The 19829-nt window shown below is 68.1% G+C and carries 17 protein-coding genes; 4 read left to right on the top strand and 13 right to left on the bottom strand.

Translation table 11 applies throughout. The features are described 5' to 3' along the window. Positions 1–9 precede the first annotated feature (9 nt). The 9 genes from sufU to VH569_RS30930 form a co-directional block, all read right to left on the bottom strand. Positions 10–477, bottom strand: coding sequence for a Fe-S cluster assembly sulfur transfer protein SufU (sufU, locus tag VH569_RS30970; RefSeq protein ID WP_377807145.1), 468 nt, complete (start codon positions 475–477; stop codon positions 10–12). After that, on the bottom strand, positions 474–1736 hold the full coding sequence (locus VH569_RS30965) for a cysteine desulfurase (protein WP_423320629.1): 1263 nt from the start codon (positions 1734–1736) through the stop codon (positions 474–476). Before VH569_RS30965 ends, sufU begins: the two co-directional genes overlap by 4 nt. Positions 1737–1738: 2 nt before the next feature. Beyond that, the gene (gene sufD / locus VH569_RS30960; RefSeq protein WP_423320627.1) at positions 1739–3106 is read right to left on the bottom strand and encodes a Fe-S cluster assembly protein SufD; all 1368 of its coding nucleotides are present in this window, start codon (positions 3104–3106) and stop codon (positions 1739–1741) included. Then, on the bottom strand, positions 3106–3858 hold the full coding sequence (gene sufC, locus VH569_RS30955; RefSeq protein ID WP_423320625.1) for a Fe-S cluster assembly ATPase SufC: 753 nt from the start codon (positions 3856–3858) through the stop codon (positions 3106–3108). Before sufC ends, sufD begins: the two co-directional genes overlap by 1 nt. An 80-nt stretch (positions 3859–3938) precedes the next feature. Next, positions 3939–5423 carry a Fe-S cluster assembly protein SufB gene (gene sufB, locus VH569_RS30950; RefSeq protein WP_200193224.1) on the bottom strand — a complete coding sequence of 495 codons (1485 nt, stop codon included), beginning with the start codon at positions 5421–5423 and terminating at the stop codon, positions 3939–3941. Between the two features lie 45 nt (positions 5424–5468). Further along, positions 5469–5939 (bottom strand): SUF system Fe-S cluster assembly regulator, encoded by a 471-nt coding sequence (locus VH569_RS30945; RefSeq protein WP_423320623.1) that lies wholly within the window; start codon positions 5937–5939, stop codon positions 5469–5471. A 313-nt stretch (positions 5940–6252) separates the two neighbouring features. Continuing rightward, complete coding sequence (locus VH569_RS30940; RefSeq protein ID WP_423320622.1) at positions 6253–7344, bottom strand: hypothetical protein; 1092 nt, start codon at positions 7342–7344, stop codon at positions 6253–6255. A gap of 11 nt (positions 7345–7355) precedes the next feature. Beyond that, positions 7356–7781, bottom strand: coding sequence for a phage holin family protein (locus tag VH569_RS30935; protein ID WP_376962150.1), 426 nt, complete (start codon positions 7779–7781; stop codon positions 7356–7358). After that, a complete protein-coding gene (locus tag VH569_RS30930; RefSeq protein ID WP_423320620.1) occupies positions 7778–8839 on the bottom strand; it encodes a hypothetical protein in 1062 nt (353 codons plus the stop codon). The genes VH569_RS30935 and VH569_RS30930 overlap by 4 nt, the downstream gene beginning before the upstream one ends. Before the next feature lie 207 nt (positions 8840–9046). On the opposite strand from VH569_RS30930, the gene VH569_RS30925 reads away from it, so the two are divergent. Continuing rightward, a complete protein-coding gene (locus VH569_RS30925) occupies positions 9047–10303 on the top strand; it encodes a hypothetical protein (protein WP_423320619.1) in 1257 nt (418 codons plus the stop codon). Between the two features lie 159 nt (positions 10304–10462). Continuing rightward, on the top strand, positions 10463–12622 hold the full coding sequence (locus VH569_RS30920; protein WP_423320617.1) for a malate synthase G: 2160 nt from the start codon (positions 10463–10465) through the stop codon (positions 12620–12622). A gap of 40 nt (positions 12623–12662) precedes the next feature. On the opposite strand, the gene VH569_RS30915 is transcribed toward VH569_RS30920, so the two are convergent. Together VH569_RS30915 and VH569_RS30910 are read right to left on the bottom strand one after the other, a co-directional pair. Continuing rightward, positions 12663–13985: a class I SAM-dependent methyltransferase gene (locus VH569_RS30915; RefSeq protein WP_423320615.1), complete on the bottom strand. Its 1323-nt coding sequence runs from the start codon at positions 13983–13985 to the stop codon at positions 12663–12665. A 12-nt stretch (positions 13986–13997) separates the two neighbouring features. Beyond that, positions 13998–14474, bottom strand: a complete 477-nt coding sequence (locus VH569_RS30910; protein WP_423320613.1) for a class I SAM-dependent methyltransferase — start codon at positions 14472–14474, stop codon at positions 13998–14000. Between the two features lie 386 nt (positions 14475–14860). Between VH569_RS30910 and VH569_RS30905 the strand changes: the two genes are divergently transcribed. Next, entirely contained in the window at positions 14861–17011 is a 2151-nt protein-coding gene (locus tag VH569_RS30905) for a methyl-accepting chemotaxis protein (protein WP_423320611.1), read from the top strand. Positions 17012–17150: 139 nt separating this feature from the next. Further along, positions 17151–17972, top strand: a complete 822-nt coding sequence (locus tag VH569_RS30900; RefSeq protein ID WP_109050619.1) for a ParB/RepB/Spo0J family partition protein — start codon at positions 17151–17153, stop codon at positions 17970–17972. Positions 17973–18073: 101 nt separating this feature from the next. On the opposite strand, the gene VH569_RS30895 is transcribed toward VH569_RS30900, so the two are convergent. Then, positions 18074–18841 (bottom strand): phage tail protein, encoded by a 768-nt coding sequence (locus tag VH569_RS30895; protein ID WP_423320609.1) that lies wholly within the window; start codon positions 18839–18841, stop codon positions 18074–18076. A 354-nt stretch (positions 18842–19195) separates the two neighbouring features. After that, positions 19196–19828 (bottom strand): MBL fold metallo-hydrolase, encoded by a 633-nt coding sequence (locus VH569_RS30890; protein WP_423320607.1) that lies wholly within the window; start codon positions 19826–19828, stop codon positions 19196–19198. Between the last annotated feature and the right edge of the window lies 1 nt (position 19829).

The following is a 19829-nucleotide window of genomic DNA, read 5'->3' as shown; positions in this document are numbered from 1 at the left end:
CCCCTTCCGTCAAAACTGGTCGCTGGAGGCCGAAGCCTCGCCATGGAGTGCCGCGTTCATGGCGTGCCAAGCCAGCGTCGCGCACTTCACCCGCACCGGGAACTGGCGCACGCCGGACATCACCATCAGCTTTTCCATCGTCTCGTCGTCGACACCCTCGGGGATGTCGGGCTCGTCCTGGGTGCACAGCTCGTGGAAGGCGTGGAACAGTGTCTCCGCCTCCGCCGCCGTCTTGCCGTGCACCAGCTCCGTCATCATCGAGGCGCTGGCGGTGGAGATGGCGCAGCCGCGGCCCTGGAAGGCCACGTCGTCCACCACCCCGTCCTTCAGGGTCAGGTAGACCATGAAGCGGTCGCCGCACATCGGGTTCTCGCCCTTCGCCTCGCGGTTGGCGTCGTCGGGATGGCGGAAATTGCGGGGATGCTTGCCGTGGTCCAGGATCACTTCCTGATACAGCTCGCGCAGATCGTCCATCATGCTCCGAAGAACTCCTTGACCGCCTGGAGGGACTGGACGAGGGCGTCGGCTTCCTCCCGGGTGTTGTAGAGGCCGAAGGAGGCGCGGACGGTCGGTCCGACGCCGAACCGCTCGGCCAGCGGCTCGGCGCAATGGCGGCCGACGCGCACGGCGACGCCATACTGGTCGACGATGGTGCCGACGTCGTGCGGGTGCACGCCGTCCAGAGCGAAGGAGACGATCGGCCCCTTGCCGGGCGCGGTGCCGACGATGCGCAAGCCCCCGATCTGCGACAGCTGCTGGGTGGCGTATTGCAGCAGATCGTGCTCATGCGCGGCGATGGCGTCGCGGCCGAGAGCCTCGACATAATCGATGGCCGCGCCCAGCCCGATGACCTCGGTGATCGGCGGGGTGCCGGCCTCGAAGCGCGACGGCGGCGCCTTGAAGGTGGTGCCTTCGAAGCTGACGCTCTCGATCATGTCGCCGCCGCCCTGGTAGGGGGGCATCTTCTTCAGAAGGTCGTACTTGCCGTAGAGCACGCCGAGGCCGGTCGGGCCATACAGCTTGTGCGCGGTGAAGACGTAGAAGTCGGCGTCGATGTCCTGCACGTCGACCGTGCCATGGACCACCGCCTGGCTGCCGTCGAACAGCACCGGCACGCCGCGCTCATGCGCCAGCCTGGCGATGGTCTTGGCCGGGGTGACGGTGCCCAGCACGTTGGAGCAGTGGGTGATCGCCACCAGCTTCGTGCGGTCGGACAGCAGGCCGCGGTAGGCGTCCATGTCGAGGACGCCGTCCTCGTCGCAGGGCACGACCTTGATGACGATCTTCTTCTCGGCCTGGAGCAGCTGCCACGGAACGATGTTCGCGTGATGCTCCATGATCGACAGGATGACCTCGTCGCCTTCGTTCAGGAAGGTCCGGCCATAGCTGGAGGCCACGAGGTTGATCGCTTCGGTCGAACTGCGGGTGAAGACGATGCAGCGGTCGTTCGGCGCATTCAGGAAGTGCGCGACCTTGGCACGAACCGCCTCGAACTGGTCGGTCGCGGTCTGCGACAGGAAATGGACGCCGCGGTGGATGTTGGAATAATCCTCCTCCAGGAAGCGGGTCATGGCCTGGATGACCTGACGCGGCTTCTGGGCGGAGGCGCCGCTGTCCAGATAGACCAGCGGCTTGCCGGGCTTTCCCTTCCTGGCGTGGACGCTGCGGGCGAGGATCGGGAAATCCTCCCGCACCTGCTGCACGTCGTAGGCTTGGTTCAGGATGGCATCGGACATGGTTACTTCTGCTCCTCCAGCCAGCCGGCCACGATCCCCTGGAAGGCGTCGCGGATCGACTCTTCAGCGATTTCCTCAAGGGATTCCGACAGGAAGGCGCCGACCAGCAGGCCCTGGGCGGTGTCGCGGTCGATGCCGCGGGCGCGCAGGTAGAACAGCGCGTCGTCGTCCAGTTCGCCCGCCGTGCAGCCGTGGCTGCACTTCACGTCGTCGGCGTGGATTTCCAGTTCCGGCTTGCTGTCGATCTCGGCCCCGTCCGACAGCAGCAGGGCGCGGTTCAGCTGGTAGCCGTCGGTCTTCTGCGCGCCGGGGCAGACGGTGATCTTGCCCTGGAACACCGCGCGCGCGGTGTCGTCGATGACGCCCTTGTAGACCTCGCGGCTGGTGCCGTTCGGCTGGGCGTGGACGATCAGCGTGGTGGTGTCGGCATGCTGGGTGCCGCGGACCAGATAGCCGCCGCTGACATGCGTCCGCGCGTCGGTGCCGTCCAGCCGGCTGACCACCTCGTTGCGCGACAGCTTCGCACCCGTGGTCAGGATGAAGTTGTCGTAGCAGCCGCCGGTCGCCACCGTCGCCGCGATGTGCGACAGGTGGATGGCGCCGCCGCCGTCGCGCTGCGACTTGTAATGGTGCAGGGTGGCGCCTTCGCCGACGAACACCTCGGTGACGTGGTTCGCCAATGTGGTGCCAGCACCGCGGCCGACATGATGTTCGACCACCACCGCCTTGGAGCCAGCCTCCGCGATCAGCAGGCTGCGCGGGTGGCAGGTGGTCGCCTGCGCCTCCGACCCGACGGAGACGAAGACCAGCTCGATGGGGCGTTCGACCTCGACACCGGCCGGCACATGCAGGACGGCACCGTCGGCAAGGTAGGCGCTGTTCAACGCCACCAGGGGGCGGTCGTCCGCCGCGGCAAGGCGGCCGATGTGGTCCGCCAGCAGGCCAGAATGGGTGGTCAGCGCGGCGTCGAGGCTCAGCAGATCGACACGCGGCGGCAGCCCGTCGACCGACGACAGGTCGGCGCGGAAACGGCCGTCGACGAAGACCAGACGCGGACCGTCCTGCCCTTCGGCCCGCACCGTCGGCAGAAAATCGATCACGGCGGCGGCGGGAGCGGCGGGCTGGAAGTTCGTCTTGGCGAGGTCGCGCAGGTTGGTATAGCGCCAGCTCTCGTTCCTGATCGTCGGCAGGCCGACGGCGGCGAAGCGCTCGCGGCCGGCGGCGCGCAGCTCGGTCAGCCAGGACAGGCCGCTGCCGGGCAGCCCGGCGCCGACCTGATCGAGCGGCGCCAGGAAGGCCGGCGCCGTCGCCGGATCGGCGCCGCGCGTTGAGTAGGTCATCGGGTGAAGGGGGGAGTGGTGGGCCGTCATCACGCCGCCTCGCTCGCGCCGAAGTCGCGGTAGCCGTTCTTCTCCAGCTCCAGCGCCAGTTCCTTGCCGCCCGACTTCACGATGCGGCCGGCGGCCAGCACGTGGACATGGTCGGGAATGATGTAGTCGAGCAGGCGCTGGTAGTGGGTGATGACCAGCATCGAGCGCTCCGGCGAGCGCAGCGCGTTGACGCCCTCGGCGACGATCTTCAGCGCGTCGATGTCGAGGCCGCTGTCGGTCTCGTCGAGGATGGCGAATTTCGGTTCCAGCACCGCCATCTGCAGCGTCTCGTTGCGCTTCTTCTCACCGCCGGAGAAGCCGACATTGACCGCGCGCTTCAGCATCTCGTCGCTCATGCCGAGCGCCTTGGTCTTCTCGCGGATCAGCTTGAGGAACTGCATGGCGTCGAGTTCCTTCTCGCCGCGATGCTTGCGGATGGCGTTGATCGCGGTCTTCAGGAAGGTGGTGTTGCCGACGCCGGGGATTTCCACCGGATACTGGAAGGCCAGGAAGACGCCCTCGGCGGCCCGCTCCTCCGGCTCCATCGCCAGCAGGTCCTTGCCGTAATAGGTGACCGACCCTTCCGTGACCTCGTAGCCGTCGCGGCCGGCGAGGACGTAGGACATGGTGCTCTTGCCGGCGCCGTTCGGCCCCATGATGGCATGGACCTCGCCCGGGCGGATGGTCAGGTCGACGCCCTTGAGGATTTCCTTGCCGTCCACGGTGGCGTGCAGGTTCTTGATTTCGATCATCGTCTTCGCCTCGTTGTCTTCTTCAGGCCGCCGGCACGCCGTCCGGTCTTCACGTTCTCTTCGGTGGGTGGGACGTGCCCTTAGCCCACGCTGCCTTCCAGGCTGATGCCCACCAGTTTCTGCGCCTCCACGGCGAATTCCATCGGGAGTTCCTTCAGGACCTCCTTGCAGAAGCCGTTGACGATCAGCGACACCGCGTCCTCTTCCGAGATGCCGCGCTGGCGGCAATAGAACAGCTGGTCCTCGCTGATCTTCGCCGTCGTCGCCTCATGCTCGATGCGGGCGGAGCGGTTGCGGCTCTCGATGTAGGGGACCGTGTGGGCGCCGCACTGGTCGCCGATCAGCAGGCTGTCGCACTGGGTGTGGTTGCGCGCACCTTCCGCCCTGGGCAGGATCTTCACCAGGCCGCGGTAGGTCTGCTGCGCCTTGCCGGCCGAGATGCCCTTCGACACGATCGTCGAGCGGGTGTTCTTGCCGATGTGGATCATCTTGGTGCCGGTGTCGGCCTGCTGGAAATTGTTGGTGATGGCGACCGAATAGAACTCGCCCACCGAATTGTCGCCTTGCAGGATGCAGCTCGGATACTTCCAGGTGATCGCCGAGCCGGTCTCGACCTGCGTCCAGGAGATCTTGGAATTTTTGCCGCGGCAGGCGCCACGCTTGGTGACGAAGTTGTAGATGCCGCCGACACCTTCGGCATTGCCGGGGTACCAGTTCTGGACCGTCGAATACTTGATCGTCGCGTCGTCCATCGCCACCAGCTCGACCACGGCGGCGTGCAGCTGGTTCTCGTCGCGCTGGGGCGCCGTGCAGCCTTCCAGATAGCTGACATAGGCGCCTTCGTCGGCGATGATCAGCGTCCGCTCGAACTGGCCGGTGTTGGCTTGGTTGATGCGGAAGTAGGTCGACAGCTCCATCGGGCAGCGCACGCCCTTGGGGATGTAGACGAAGCTGCCGTCGGTGAAGACCGCGCAGTTCAGCGTCGCATAATAGTTGTCGGTATAGGGCACCACCGAGCCGAGATACTTCTTCACCAGCTCCGGATGCTTCTGCACCGCTTCGGAGATCGCGCAGAAGATGATGCCCATCTCCTCCAGCTTCGCCTTGAAGGTGGTGGCGACCGACACGCTGTCGAACACGGCGTCGACGGCGATGGCCGGGCTCTTGCCCTCCGACCCTTCGACGCCGGCCAGGATCTCCTGCTCACGCAGCGGGATGCCGAGCTTCTCGTAGGTCTTCAGCAGTTCGGGATCGACCTCGTCCAGCGACTTCGGCCCGGCCTTCTTCTTCGGCGCCGCATAGTAATGCGCGTCCTGATAGTCGATGGGCGGGAAGCTGACGGCGGCCCATTGCGGCTCCTCCATCGTCTGCCAGACGCGGAACGCTTTCAGGCGCCACTCCAGCAGCCACTCCGGCTCCTCCTTCTTGGCGGAGATGAAGCGGACGATGTCCTCGTTGAGGCCCTTCGGCGCGACGTCGGCCTCGATGTCGGTCGTGAAGCCGTACTTGTACTTCTGCTCCGTGACGGCGCGGACCTGCTCGACGGTTTCCGGTTGGGCGGCCATGGCTTTGCCTCGTCCTTCTCAAGAATGCTGTTCGGTGCGCGCCGTTCAGTGCGCAGGGCGGGCCGGCTGGGCGGCTGTGGATTTCGTTGCGGCTGCCGGAGCCGGGAAGGTGATCGGGACCATCATGTCGGCCAGCGACACCTCCTCCAGCGCGCCGCGGATGGCGCGGTTCACCTTTTCCCAACCGCCGCGCATGGGGCAAAGTTGCTCCACCCCGCATTGGCTGTCGGCACCGTCGACGCAGGCGGTCAGCGCGATGGGACCGTCGAGCGCCGTTATGATTTCCGCGATGGAGATTGCATCGGCCGGCCGGCTCAGCGCATAACCGCCGGCAGCACCCCGTTGCGAGGTGGTGAGGCCGGCAGGCGTCATCGCCTTCATCAGCTTGGCGACGGTGGGGGCGGGAACGCCGGTGCGGTCGGCAAGATGGGCGACGGTATGGACCGCGCCGACCTGGCGCGCCATCTCGCTCAGCACGACGATGGCATAGTCGGTCAGCTTGCTCAGCCGGATCATGCCCGCACCCCGTTTCACCCCGGTTTCGAATACAGGACCAATTTAGTCCTGATTGCTCCGGGGGGCAAGGGGCGTTTGTCGATAAAGGTGCAGGGTTTCCGCGGCTTTCGCGGGTTTGCATGGCTGATGTGCCGGCAATACCCGTCAACGCCACTCGGTTATAGCGTCGCGATTGTCCTCACGCTACAGCGAAGCCGCAGGTCAGGGGACGGGATGCGGCGGTTTGCCGCAGGGCGGCAAAGGAGACCCCCAATGCGGAAAACCCCGCGCCGGTAGCGGCGCGGGGTCGGGCTTGCGGCGATGGAAGCGGGGATCAGCCCGGCTTCTTCACCTCTTCGCGGGCGGCGTTGGTGGCTTCGGTGACGACGTCGCGGACGTCTTCCTTGGCCGACTCGACCACGGTCTGGGCGGCCGCCTGGGCGGCGCGGGTGCCGCGGTCCAGCGCGTCCATGGCGATGGCCTTGGCCCGCTTGGTCGCCTCGTCGGCATAGTCGCCGACCCACTGCTTCTCATAGCGCGTGCCGGGCAGGGCGGCGCCGATGGCCGCGCCCAGCGCCACGCCCATGGCACCGGCGACGATGGGATGATCCTCGATCAGATCCCAGAAGCCGGTCGACATGTCGTGCGCACGGTGGCGCAGATGGTCGGTCGACGGGGTCATCGAGGACAGGCGCGACACGCCGCGGCTGACATAGCCCTGCGACTGGCGCTGGTTGTGGAGGTCGCCCCGGCCGGACACGTTGTTCGACACATGGTCCCTGTCCGAACCGCCCACCATGCCGCTGACGGTGCCCGAGGCGCTGTCGTAGGCGGAACTGACCGCACCCGAGGCGCTGTCGTAGGCCGAGCTGACCGCTCCCGAAGCGCTGTCATAGGCGGAGCTGGCGGCGTTGCGGACGCTTTCGCCGGCGTCGCTCAGCGTTTCGCGGGCATAGTCCACGGCGTCGCCCATACGGTGGCGGGCGTTGCGGACGGTGCTGGAGCGGGCGATGCGGCGGTCGTAGCCGGTGCTGGACAGGGCCAGCCAGCCCAGCCCGATGCCGACCAGCGCCAGCGGGATCGGGTTGCTGGTGACGCTGTCCAGCACTGAACCTGAGGACTGGGACTGCCGGCGATTGTAATGGACGGTCTGGCCGCTTTCGTAACGGTCGGTCTGGTGCAGGTTGGCGCGCTGGGACGGGGTATCCGGCGTCGACGGCGAATAGGTGTGCTTCATGGAATTCTCCATCAGGGTTTGGGGAGACCACCGCGTCAGACTGTCGCGCAGACGGGATGTCCGGTCGCGCAGCGCATCGACGGTGCCGCCGATGCGCGCGCGGCTGGCGCGGATGTCGCCCTCCAGGGCGTCGAGATCCTTCGGCCCGGCCGTCCGGCCGGCTGCAGGGTTGCGATCGTCGTCCGTCATCGGCCGGCCCCTCAGCGGGCAAGCTGGGATTTCGCCCAGCGCTTGTCCTCGTCCAGCGTGTTCATGGTGCGGCGGGGGCGGAGGTTGGCGGGGCTCAGCCGGTTCTTGCCGACGTAAGCCAGGATGCCGCCCACCGCCAGAACCACCACGCCGACGATCAGCGCGGACAGCCACGGGGCCAGGACGTGGGACAGGCCGAGAACCGCGGAGGCAAGCAGGACCAGGACGCCGGCAAAGGCGACCAGTCCGCCGACGGCGATGAAGGCCACGCCACCGGCGGCCTCGGAGGCCTTGTCGGTCAGCTCGGCCTTCGCCAACGCGATCTCGGATCGGGCGAGGTTGGCGGATTCGCGGGCGAGATCGGCGAACAGGCCGGCGAGCGGCCGGTCCTGTCGCGGATCCCGCGGCTCGTCATAGCGGTTCTCGGCTGCGCTCATGGACGCTGACCCTGCGGCTTGGAGGTGGAGGAGGTGGCCCCGGCAGGACCGCCCTGGCTACCGCCCTGGACGCTGCCGATGCCGGTGGTGCCGGAGTTCGCGCCGCCGCCGGCGGCACCCGACACGCCGGCCGGCGTGCCGATGGTGCTGGTGCCGAGAGCGGTGTCCGCCGACGGCGAGGCGCCGTGGCCGGTGACCGAGGCCGGGGCGGTGGACAGCGGCATGCCGATGCGGCCGGCGGCCTGCTTCGGCTCTCCCAGACGCTCCGACCCGCGTTCGGAGTCCATGCGGCCGGCGAGATGGCCGGTGTTTACGCCGGACGAACCCGTCGTCGGGGTGTCGGCGCTGTGGGACGGGGTGCTGCGGCTGACGGACTCGCCGATGCCACCGGCCATGCCCCGGTTGGGGGCGGAGCCGCGGTTCATGTCGCGATTGCGGTCGCGGCCGGTATCGCGACCGGCGTCGTAGGAGGAGCCGCGGGCGGTGCGCACGGTCTGCGACGGGTGCGCGGTGCCGCGAAGCGAGGTCGAGGCGCGGTGCATGCGGCGGTCGCTGGAGCTTTTGAGGAAGCGCGCGGCGAGGAAGCCGACGGCGAAGGCGGCGCCGATGAACACTTCGGGCTGGCGGCGGGCGAAGCCCTCGACCTCGCCGACGATGTCGTCGACCGAGGCGTCGCGCAGCATGTCGGCGACACGCTCGACGCGGCTGGCCGCCTGTTCGGCGTAATCGGCGACCACGCCGCCATTTTCCTCGTTCAGCTGCTCGGCAGCCTTGTGCAGGGCGTTGGCGACGCCGCCCAGCTGGTCGGCGGCGCGGCCGGTCTGCTGCTCCAGCAGCGAGCGGATGCGCCCCTGGGCGTTGCCCAGCGTCTCGCGCCCGGTGGACATCACGTCGTCGGCCGCGCGGTTGACGGTCTTCTTCATCTCATCGACGCTGTCGCCGATGTTGGAGCTGCCGGCAGCGAAATTTCCGGTCGACGAGCTTCCAGCGGTTGAACTTCCGGTGGTGGAGCCGGTCGGGGTCGGTCCGCCGGTGCCGGTCATGTCGCGGTTCGGCATCTTGTCTTTCCTCCTCGGGGATTCCGGTATTCCGTGGCTCCGCGCCTGCGGTATCGAACCGCCCGTTGCGGAAGCGGGTGTCGGGAAGTGAAACACGGCCCGAGCCTTCGGGGTTCCACGCACGCCCTGCGCGAAATGGACAGTTTCTGCGATTGTGCTAAACTTTGCCGCGAACAAGTTGGTTCGGCCGGACCGGGGGGTGGCGGCATGAGCGTTTTCAGCGTGGTGGCCGACGGTCAAGCCGGGCTCTTCCGCCTGCAGCAGGCGAAGAAGCCGTGGGAGAAGGAGCTGCAGGCCAAGGACGCCCACGGCCAGCTCGCCCAGAAAGCGGAGCGCGCGCAGGCGCTGACCCAGGCTGCGACCAAATGGCAGAGCGACCATGCCAGTGCCCAGGCGGCGCTGGAGGAGGCGAGGCGGGTCGGCGGGCCCAAGCAGGCGGCGGCCGCGCGGCTCGAGCAGGTCGAACGCAAGATCGAGCAATTGAAGCTGGCGATGCGCTTTGCCCAGGGCGATCCGCAGAAGCTGGCGACGCTGGCGCGGGAGGCGGCGCTGCTGGCGCGCGAGGCCGGGCGCGCCGCCAAGGAATATGGGGCCGGGATCAAGGCCGCGGCGGAGTTGGGGCTGCCGGGCGATGCCGGCGCTGCCACCGGCGGCGGCACGATGCTGTCGTCGGAGACGACGATCACCCGCACCACCACCAGCCTGACCCTGCAACAGACCGAAGTGACGCTGACCATCGGCATCTCGACGGGGGAGGGGGCGTCGGCCGCCGCCGGTTCCGCGGAAAGCGCCGCCGACCTGATGGCGGCCGATGCCGGCGCCGATGCGGATGCCCAGTCCGCGGGCGCGGCGGAGATGCGGGACGGCAAACTGCCCGCCGACATCGCCCGCATGGTGGAGGATGTGCTGTCGGGCCTGGGCAATCGCGGGATCACCGCCGCCAGCCCGTCAGGCGCCGATCCGTCAAAGGCAGATCCGTCAGGGGCCGACCCGTCCGCTGCCGACCCGTCCGCCGCCGGTCACCCCGCCGCCGCGACGGCCGGCCCCGGCGGGCGAAGCGCGATGATCCAGCAGCTGATGGCCGACAACGCCATGAAGATGTCGCGCTATCGCGAGGCCGACACCTTCGGCCAGCGGGTGGAGGGGGTGCTCGCCACCTCCAAGCGCATCATCGGCGAGGCGAAGGCCGCCAACATGCTGGACGAGTCGGAAAAACGGCGGCGCGAGCGGCGGGAAGGCTTCAAGGCCGACGACAAGATGGTCGAAGCCGCCCAGAAGGAGGTTAACGCCCTGCGTGCCGCAGCACTCGGGTCGGCCAAGGAGCTTGGGCAGGCGCTCGGGGCCACCGGTGCGCCCGACGACAGCGCTGCGGAAGGGGCGGAGGCTCCGGCCCTGTCGACCGCCACCGCCTTGGCTGCCCAGCCCGCCCCCCAATCGGCTGCGGTGCTGAATCTGCTGGCGTGAGCGCGGCCGGTCCGGCGCCGGCCGCCTGCTACCATTTCTCCATACGCTGCGGTGCGACATTGTGTTGACCGGCTCGCGCGGAAGACGCGATAACCGATGACAAAGACTCCCGGAGAGGAGTCTGCGAACCGAGCGCAAGAGAATGGGACACGCAACGAGATGAGCAACTGGATCCGCCGTGGCGGCCTCGAAATCGCCCGCCCGCTGTACGACTTCATCAATGACGAGGCGCTGCCGGGGACCGGTGTCGACGCCGACCGTCTCTGGACCGGCCTCGACCAGCTCCTGCACGAGCTGGCGCCGCGCAACAAGGCGCTATTGGACAAGCGCGACAGCCTGCAGGCGCAGATCGACGGCTGGCACACCGCCCGCCGCGGCAAGCTCTTCGATCAGGCCGAATACGAGTCCTTCCTGCGCGAGATCGGCTATCTGGTGCCGGAGGGCGGCGACTTCGCCGTCGGCACCGGCAACGTCGATCCGGAGATCGCCTATCTCGCCGGCCCGCAGCTGGTGGTGCCGATCACCAATGCCCGTTATGCCCTGAACGCCGCCAACGCGCGCTGGGGCAGCCTGTACGACGCGCTGTACGGCACCGACGCCATCCCCGGCACCCCGGCGGCCGGCGGCTATGACGCCGCCCGTGGCGCGCAGGTGATCGCCTGGGCGCGCAGGTTCCTCGACGACAGCGTTCCGCTGGCCGACGGCAGCCATGCCGATGCCGCCGGCTATGCGGTCGAAGGCGATGCGCTGGCGGTGACGCTGAAGGACGGCCGCAAGACCGGCCTGAAGGACAAGGCCGCCTTCGTCGGCTGGCAGGGCGAGGCCTCGGCGCCGTCGGCGGTGCTGCTGGTCCAGAACGGCACCCACATCGAGATCCGCATCGACCGCAGCAGCGTGATCGGCAAGGACGATGCCGCCGGCGTCGCCGACGTCGTGCTGGAAGCGGCGCTGTCGACCATCCAGGACTGCGAGGATTCGGTCGCCGCCGTGGATGCGGAGGACAAGGTCGTCGCCTACCGCAACTGGCTGGGCCTGATGAAGGGCACGCTGGAGGCCAGCTTCCCCAAGGGCGACAGGACCGTCGTCCGCAAGCTGAACCCGGACCGCGTCTACACCACGCCGGCCGGCAGCGTCACCCTGCATGGCCGCAGCCTGCTGCTGGTCCGCAACGTCGGCCATCTGATGACCATCGACATGGTCAAGCTGTCCGACGGCAGCGAGGCGCCGGAAGGCATCCTCGACGGTGTCTTCACCTCGCTGATCGCCTTGCATGACCTGAAGGCGGAAGGTGGGCTGCGCAACAGCCGCGCCGGCTCGGTCTACATCGTGAAGCCGAAGATGCACGGGCCGGAAGAGGTCGCCTTCGCCGACGAGCTGTTCGGCCGTGTCGAGGATCTGCTGGGCATTGCCCGCAACACCCTCAAGGTCGGCATCATGGACGAGGAGCGCCGCACCAGCGTCAACCTCAAGGAGTGCATCCGCGCCGCCAAGGACCGGGTGGTGTTCATCAACACCGGCTTCCTGGACCGCACCGGCGACGAGATCCACACCTCGATGGAGGCCGGCCCGGTCGTCCGCAAGGCGGCGATGAAGGCCACCAAGTGGATCTCCGCCTATGAGGACAACAATGTCGATGTCGGGCTGCGCGCCGGTCTGAAGGGTCGCGCCCAGATCGGCAAGGGCATGTGGGCGATGCCCGACCTGATGGCCGACATGCTGGTCGCCAAGATCGGCCATCCGAAGGCCGGCGCCAACACCGCCTGGGTGCCGTCGCCGACCGCCGCCACCCTGCACGCCACTCACTATCACGCGGTGAATGTGGCCGAGGTGCAGGACCAGCTGGCCAAGCGGCAGGCCGCAGCATTGTCCGACATCCTGACCATCCCGCTCGCCGACCGCCCCAACTGGTCGGAGGACGAGGTCCGGCAGGAGCTGGAGAACAACGCCCAGGGCATCCTCGGCTATGTGGTGCGCTGGATCGACCAGGGCGTCGGCTGCTCCAAGGTGCCGGACATCCATGACGTCGGGCTGATGGAAGACCGCGCCACCCTGCGCATCTCCAGCCAGCACATCGCCAACTGGCTGCACCACGGCATCTGCACCGAGGCCCAGGTGATGGAGGTCATGAAGCGCATGGCCGCCGTCGTCGACAAGCAGAATGCCGGCGACCCGCTGTACAAGCCGATGGCCGGCAACTTCGACGGCAGCATCGCCTTCCAGGCCGCCTGCGATCTGGTGTTCAAGGGCCGCGTCCAGCCGAACGGCTACACCGAGCCGGTCCTGCATGCGCGCCGCCGTCAGGTGAAGGCGGCCGGCTGAGGGTGTTTCGGCGGCGGGGGCGTCTTGCCCCCGCCGCACCTTAACCTGTGTGTCCGATTTCCAGCACCCGCACCGCCACCTGCTTGGTGTAGGGGCTGGCGGCGAAATACTCGTAGCGCACCGCGTTCTCCGCGACGAACTCCTGGAATGCCCGGTACTCGTCGTCGCGCCAGCTGCGGTTGCCGATATACTCGTCGAAGACGATGATGGTACCCGGACGCACCCGGTCCGCCAGCGCGGTCAGCACGGTGCGGGCCGAGGCGTAGATGTCGCTGTCGACATTGACGAAGCGCACCGGCCCCGGATGGGCCGACAGGAACGGCGGCAGGCTGTCCTCGAACCACCCCACATGCAGCCGGGCATTGTCGCGCACCGGCGGCAACTGGCTGCCGGTGGTCAGCACGCCGCGGGGAGAGTTGACCCAGCCCTCTGGCAGACCCTCGAACGAATCGAAGCCGTGGACCTCCTGGCCTGCGGCGTCGGCGATGTGGTCGAGCGAGGTGCCGCGCCGCACCCCGAACTCCAGCACCAGACCGGGCGTGGCGGCGCTTGCGACCGCGTGACGCAGCAGCCGGCCGCTGTTGCCGAACAGCCGGAAGTCGGCGGAGAGCTTCGGCAGCAGCGCCTTGACCCCGTCCGGCAGCGGGCGGCGCTTCGGGTTGTCGCCGACCTCCGCCGCCTCCACCGCGTCGGCCTCGGCATCGCGGCCGAGCAGCCGCAGGGTGGCGGCGAGATAGCCCCAGTATTTGCCGGCGGCGCCGCCGCAGCGGGTGGCGCGGCGCAGGCGGCGCAGGGCTTCGTCGGGCCCGTGATCGTGCAGCGCCTGGGCATGGCTGCCGAACCAGGCCGCGGCATGCTCGGGATCGTCGGCCAGCAGCGCATCGAAATGGGCCAGCGCCTCCCCGTCGCGTCCGAGATAGGCGGCGGCGGTGGCGGCCTCGAAGCGGATGTCGGGGGAGAGGTCGCCGGCGGCCAGCGCCTCGCGCGTCACGGCGATCGCGTCGCTGTAGCGGGCGTCGCGGCGCAGGGCTCCGGCCAGCGCCGCGGTCAGGTCGGGGTGTCCGGGGGCGACGCGCAGCGCGCGCTCCAGCCAGCCGACGGCGGGGAAGGGGGCGTTGTCGGCCTGATGGGCCTTGGCGAGCATGGCCAGCCGCTCGGCATCTCCGGGGCTGTCGGCCAGCACCCGGCGCAGGCAGGCGACGGCGGCGGCCGGACCGCGGTGGCCGAGATGGGCCAGCCCCAGCAGATGGAGCCGCTCGATCCCGGAGGACGCGGGTGCGCCGCGAAGCAGGCGCAGGGCGGGGCGGTAACGGCGCGCGTCGATCAGGGCGCGCGCCTCGTCCAGTACGGTATCAGCGGTCAAAATGACTCGTCGTCAGGGCAGCCTGCGGAAGGTCCAGACCGACGCCGGGGGCAGGTTCCGGGCGATCCAGGCATGGCGCCGCGGCTTCAGCCGCAGCCGCCGGATCAGTTCCGGATTGACCGGGGCGAAGGGACCGTAGGTGAATTGCACGAAAACGCCGTCAGGCGCCAGCACGGAAAAGGCGCCGCGCACGATCCGCGCCTGCACCGACAGCGGCATGGCGATCAGCGGCAGGCCGGAAACCACCGCGTCGCAGGTCTCCCAGCCATGGGCCTGGACGATGCGGTGAACCCGCGTCGCGTCGCCGCGCACCACCGTGGCGCTGGGGTGCAGCATCGACAGATGGTCGGCGAAGGCGGGATCGAGCTCCACCATCAGCAGATTGTCGGGCGTGACGCCATGGGCGAGCAGGGCCGAGGTGACCGGACCGGTGCCCGGCCCCAGTTCCACCACCCGCCGCGTGGGGCTGCACTGGGCGGCCTTCGCCATCGTCCGGCACAGTTCAGGTCCACTTGGAGTTACCGACGCGACCTTCAGTGGTGAGCGAATCCAGCGCTCGACAAAAAGCTTGCGCTCAGCAAGTGACATCGACCGACCTCCCAACAGACGCCCGATCAAATCCTCGGCTCTGCATAACCCCTTTCTACTAAGTTACGTTTCATTGCGCCAGCCGAATGGATTTTGAACGATCGTTTAACAAAACGATTAAACTTGTGTGTCTGTTTGTTAACAGTTCGCCAATAGGATTGTATGTGTACGGCGCCATGGCGGGCTGCTCCGTCGGTGGGAACCATCCCGCGGGACGGAGCGGCCGCTTGCCGCGCCAGTGAAGCCGGGCCAACCGGCACCTTGGACTGTACGGGAGGAGCACAACCTTGAATAGATTGCTTCTGCGCCACAAGATTCCCGGCGCGGTGGTCGGATCGGCAGTGCTGACGGCGCTGCTGCTCGGCAGCTTCGCCTATTCCGCGGCCACCGACCGTCTGCGCACCGCGGCACAGGACAAGCTGGTGGCGCTGGCGGATGCCCGCGCCACCAGCGTCCAGTCCTATCTGGAAGGGTTGGAGGGCGACATCGTCCTCACCGCCAACACGCGGTCGATGCGGGACGCGGCGGTGGCGCTGGGCAATGGCTGGCGGATCGAGGGCGACCGCGGCGACCCCGGCACCCTCCTGCGCAAGCGCTATGTCGACGACAACCCCAACCCGCCGGCCGAGCGCTACAAGATGGAGAAGCCGGAGGGCAGCACCATGTACGACATGGCGCATCTGCGGCTCCATTCCTGGATGACCGACCTGATGTTGCGCCGCGGGCTGGCCGACGTCCTGCTGCTGTCGCAGGACGGAACGGTGCTCTACAGCGCCGCGAAGGGCGGCGACTTCGGCAAGCCGGCCGCCGACGGTCCGCTTGCCGCGCTGGCCGACTCGGTGAAGCGCGATCCCAAGCCGGACGAGGCCCGCGCCGCCGATTTCAGCGCCTATGCGCCGGCCGGCGGCGCCCCGTCGGCCTTCCTCGCAACGCCGGTGGCGCTGCGCCAGCCGGACGGCAGCGTGCAGATTCTGGCGACCCTGGTCTTCCGCATCGAGCCGGGCGGGCTCGACCGCATCATGCGCGCCACTGGCGGCATGGGGGACAGCGGCGATACCTTCCTGGTCGGGGAGGACGGCAAGCTGCGCAGCACGCCGCGATTCGCGACGGGGCCGGCGGTGCTGAAGCCCTATGAAGGCGGCGCCATGGGCGTCATCAAAAGCGATCCCGACCACACCGGCGTGGTCGAGGCGACCAACATCTCCGGCGACGGTCCCGCCCTGACCGCCTATCGGCCGATGACGCACAACGGCATCCAGTGGCTGGTGCTGGCGGAGGCCGGCGTCGACGAGATTCTGGCGCCGGTCAGGTCGATGCGCGACAACATGATCGGCGCCGGGGCCGCCCTGCTGCTGGTCATCTGCCTGGGCGGCATTCTGTTCGCCCGCGGCATCACCCGCCCGCTGTCGTCGATGTGCGACGCCATGCAGCGGCTGGCCCAGGGCGAGCGCGCGCTGGCCGTGCCGGCGCAGGAGCGCCATGACGAGATCGGCCGGATGGCCGGGGCCATGCAAATCTTCAAGGAGGCGCTGATCAAGGCCGACGACCTTCATGCCGAGCAGGAGCGGGTCCGCGCGCTGCGCGAGGAACGCACCCGCCAGCTGGAACGGGTCACCGACGGCTTCGATGCGCGGGTCGGCGGCATCGTCCGCGCAGTGGCCAGCGCCGCCGGCGGGCTGGAGGTGACGGCCAGATCGATGAGCGACGGCGCCGACCGCACGCTGCACGAGGCGACCAGCGTCGCCGCGGCGGCCGACCAGACGGCGAGCAATGTCGGGACGGTGGCGTCGGCGGCCAACCAGCTGCGCGCCTCCATCGGCGACATCGGCCGCCACATCGAGGAGTCGGGCCGCATCACCCAGGCCGCGATCGGCGCCGCCGCGCAGGCCGGCGAAACCATGCGCGCCGTGGTCGAGACCGCCGGGCGCATCGGCACGGTCGTTCAGCTGATCCACGACATCGCGGCGCAGACCAACCTGCTGGCGCTCAACGCCACCATCGAAGCGGCACGGGCGGGAGAGGCGGGCAAGGGCTTCGCCGTCGTCGCCAACGAGGTCAAGCATCTGGCCGCGCAGACCGCCAAGGCCACCGACGAGATCGGCAGCCAGATCGGCACCATGCAGTCGGTGACGGACGGCGCCGCGGCCTCCATCGGCCAGATCGCGACGGTGATCGAGGACATGGGCCGCATCTCCAGCATCGTCGCCGGCGCCATCGACGAACAGGGCACGGCGACGATGGACATCGCCGCCAACGCCGAACAGGCGGCCAAGGCGACGCAATCGGTCACGGCGATCATCGACGGGGTGGCGCGGTCCGCCGACACGACCAAGACGGTTGCCGGCGAGGTGCTGGTCTCGTCGCAGGATCTGACCCGGCAGGCCGGGCATCTCAGGGCGGAGATCGAGCGCTTCCTGGCCGACATCAAGGCCGCGTGAGGGACCGGCCCTGCCGGCGGCAGCGAAGCCTGCAGGGCCTGTTCTCCTTTTCTTCTCACTGTGCCGTTGACAGAGCCGCAACGGCCGGGGCACCGTTGCGGGGCCGGAAGGACCGGAAACCAGGGGACCAGACCAGGACATGCCGACGCTCGCACCCGATCACTCGGATCTGTTCGACGATACGGGAAAGCCGCCCCGGCTGCTGGAACTCGACGTCGCCAGGATCATGCGCAACCCGAGCATGCCGCGCCGCCATTTCGACCCGCAGGAGATGCAGGGGCTGGCCGACTCGATTGCGCATTACGGGCTGAAGCAGCCGGTGCTGGTGCAGGAGGTGGTGGGCGGCCACCGCCTGGTTGCCGGCGAACGGCGGCTGCGGGCGCACGAGATGCTGGGGCTGGCGACCATCTACGCGCTGGTCACTTCCGGCAACCCGGACGAGCTGACGCTGGTGGAGAATGTGCAGCGCGTCGACCTCGACGCGCTGGAACTGGCGGAGGCGCTGGCGCGGCTGATCGACCGCTTCGGCTACACCCAGGAACAGCTGGGCCGCATCATCGGCAAGAGCCAGAGCAACGTCAGCCACACATTGCGGCTGAACAGCCTGCCGGAGACGATCAAGCAGGAATATGCCGCCGCCCACCACGACGTGTCCCGTTCCACCCTGATCGAGATCGCCTGGATCAAGGATCTGGACGAGCAGATCGCCCTGTGGGAGCAGGTGAAGGCCGGCGACGGGACGGTGCAGGCGGCGCGCAGCCGCAAGGACGCCGCCAAGGAACCGTCGCTGCGCACGATGTCGGCGGTCGGCCGCTTCCTCGACGCGCTGCGCCGCGCCACCGCCCGGCTGGGCGATCCGCGCGAGCACCGCGCCTATGTCGACGACATGCAGCGCCGCGAACTGATCAGCCTGCGCCGGCGCATCGACCTGCTGCTGGGCGACGATCCGGCGGTCGATTGACGGGGAATGGCCGGCAACGGCTGTCCCTCGCGAAATGGCAGTTGCGCCTCACCGTGGACGGCGCAACTCCGCCTGTGAGTGGAGTTGCGCCGCCGGCACCGTTACGGGCGATTCGGATAGAGGCCCTGGGTGGCGATGCAGAGGGTCTGTCCGATTGCCGGGGACTGGGTGGAAACCTTCTGGGTCGCATTGGCTGAAGCGGGGGCGACCGTCACGGTGCCACCGGTGATGCCGGTGTTCGGAACGGTGATGGTGCCGCTGGCCGTGCCCTGCACCTTGGCGCCGGTGCCCGGGCCGGTGGTGTTGTACGGACCCGTCAGCGTGGCGCCGCTGCCTGCGTCGTTGAAAGCGATGTCGCCGAGATAGACGTTGCCCGAGGTGGGAGCCGACACCGGGTTGCCGCCGTTGGTGATGGGAACGTTCACGGTGCCGGTGAACGGAACGGTGGTCGAGCCCCCCGACCCGCCGCCCGTGCCGACGAAGGTGGCGGTGTGGGTATGCGGCTGCAGCGGAACCTGCGCTGCCGACAGCAGAAGCTCCTGCTGGCCGACCTTGGCACCGATCGCGATGTTCGCCAGGCCGGTTCCGGTGCCGGAGCCGATGGCGGCACGGCCACGCAGGTCGGGTATGGCGAAGAGATCGGAATTGTTGCCGCCGTAGCGGTAGCCGATCAGCGCGAACAGCGCCTGGTTCTCCCGGACGGTCAAGTTCCGGCCGTCGGCCACGACATAGCCCTGTGGGCACCAATCGAACGCGAATGTGCAGATCGAACCGATATAGGGCTCGACGTTGCAAGCCGAGGCAGGCGCGCTGAAAAGAGCCATGCTGCTCGCAATTGCAAAACCGGCGGAGAGCAACGTCTTTCTCATGATAAGTCCTTTTGCGTTTGGATTGCTTTAAGAGATATTTTTTCTACCGGTGAGGATATGACGGGAGAACTTTCACGCATATTCGCGCATATCCGACGGGAACAATCAAACTTAAATTCAACCGGAATTAGGACGATATATAAAATTGATAAATTATTAATATTACATTCGTAAGGGTTGTATCCCCCATGGCGGATGGAGCCGGTCGCCAGACATGCGTATGCAGTGCGACATTCCGTATGACACGGAATGTCGCATCCGATGGTTGTCGGCGCGAAAATCGTTATGGGTAATGCAGCCTATACATGCCAGACCCATCCGAGTTCCGAATCGGGACTGTCGCCAGGGCGATGGCTAATCGTTGAGGAACGGGTTGTACAGCCGCTCCTCGCCGAAGCTCGACATCGGGCCGTGGCCGGGGATGAAGGCGATGTCGTCGCCGTAGGGGAACAGCTTGTCGCGGATCGAGGCGATCAGGTCGGCGTAGTTGCCCTTGGGAAAATCGGTTCGGCCGATGGAGCCCTGGAACAGCACGTCGCCGACGATGGCGAGCTTCGACGGCACATGGACGAACACGACGTGGCCGGGAGTGTGGCCGGGGCAGTGGCGCACCTCCAGCGTCTGGTTGCCGACGGTCACCGTGTCGCCCTCCTCCAGCCAGCGGCCGGGGGTGAAGGAGCGCACGGGCGGAAAGCCGAACATCTGGCTCTGCATCGGCATGCCGTCGATCCAGAACTGGTCGTCGCGGTGCGGACCCTCGATGGGCAGCGACAGCTTGTCGGCCAGATCGGCGACGGCGCCGGCATGGTCGATGTGGCCATGGGTGACGAGGATCTTCTCCAGCGTCACGCCCTTCGCCTTCACCGCGGCCAGGATGCGGTCCAGGTCGCCGCCGGGATCGATGGCGGCACCCTTCATCGTCTCGGGGCACCAGAGCACCGTGCAGTTCTGCTGGAACGGGGTGACCGGAACGATGGCGTACTGCATG

It is taken from the genome of Azospirillum sp. 11R-A (assembly GCF_049472615.1).
GTDB lineage: Bacteria > Pseudomonadota > Alphaproteobacteria > Azospirillales > Azospirillaceae > Azospirillum > Azospirillum palustre.
Note: the sequence above shows the minus strand (reverse complement) of the source record. Positions and strands in the feature narration are given on the sequence as shown.

Coding starts and splice junctions, on each gene's coding strand:
- sufU (WP_377807145.1), bottom strand. CDS start 477: ATGATGGACGATCTGCGCGAGCTGTATCAGGAAGTGATCCTGGACCAC.
- VH569_RS30965 (WP_423320629.1), bottom strand. CDS start 1,736: ATGTCCGATGCCATCCTGAACCAAGCCTACGACGTGCAGCAGGTGCGG.
- sufD (WP_423320627.1), bottom strand. CDS start 3,106: ATGACGGCCCACCACTCCCCCCTTCACCCGATGACCTACTCAACGCGC.
- sufC (WP_423320625.1), bottom strand. CDS start 3,858: ATGATCGAAATCAAGAACCTGCACGCCACCGTGGACGGCAAGGAAATC.
- sufB (WP_200193224.1), bottom strand. CDS start 5,423: ATGGCCGCCCAACCGGAAACCGTCGAGCAGGTCCGCGCCGTCACGGAG.
- VH569_RS30945 (WP_423320623.1), bottom strand. CDS start 5,939: ATGATCCGGCTGAGCAAGCTGACCGACTATGCCATCGTCGTGCTGAGC.
- VH569_RS30940 (WP_423320622.1), bottom strand. CDS start 7,344: ATGACGGACGACGATCGCAACCCTGCAGCCGGCCGGACGGCCGGGCCG.
- VH569_RS30935 (WP_376962150.1), bottom strand. CDS start 7,781: ATGAGCGCAGCCGAGAACCGCTATGACGAGCCGCGGGATCCGCGACAG.
- VH569_RS30930 (WP_423320620.1), bottom strand. CDS start 8,839: ATGCCGAACCGCGACATGACCGGCACCGGCGGACCGACCCCGACCGGC.
- VH569_RS30925 (WP_423320619.1), top strand. CDS start 9,047: ATGAGCGTTTTCAGCGTGGTGGCCGACGGTCAAGCCGGGCTCTTCCGC.
- VH569_RS30920 (WP_423320617.1), top strand. CDS start 10,463: ATGAGCAACTGGATCCGCCGTGGCGGCCTCGAAATCGCCCGCCCGCTG.
- VH569_RS30910 (WP_423320613.1), bottom strand. CDS start 14,474: ATGGCGAAGGCCGCCCAGTGCAGCCCCACGCGGCGGGTGGTGGAACTG.
- VH569_RS30900 (WP_109050619.1), top strand. CDS start 17,151: ATGCCGACGCTCGCACCCGATCACTCGGATCTGTTCGACGATACGGGA.
- VH569_RS30895 (WP_423320609.1), bottom strand. CDS start 18,841: ATGAGAAAGACGTTGCTCTCCGCCGGTTTTGCAATTGCGAGCAGCATG.
- VH569_RS30890 (WP_423320607.1), bottom strand. CDS start 19,828: ATGCAGTACGCCATCGTTCCGGTCACCCCGTTCCAGCAGAACTGCACG.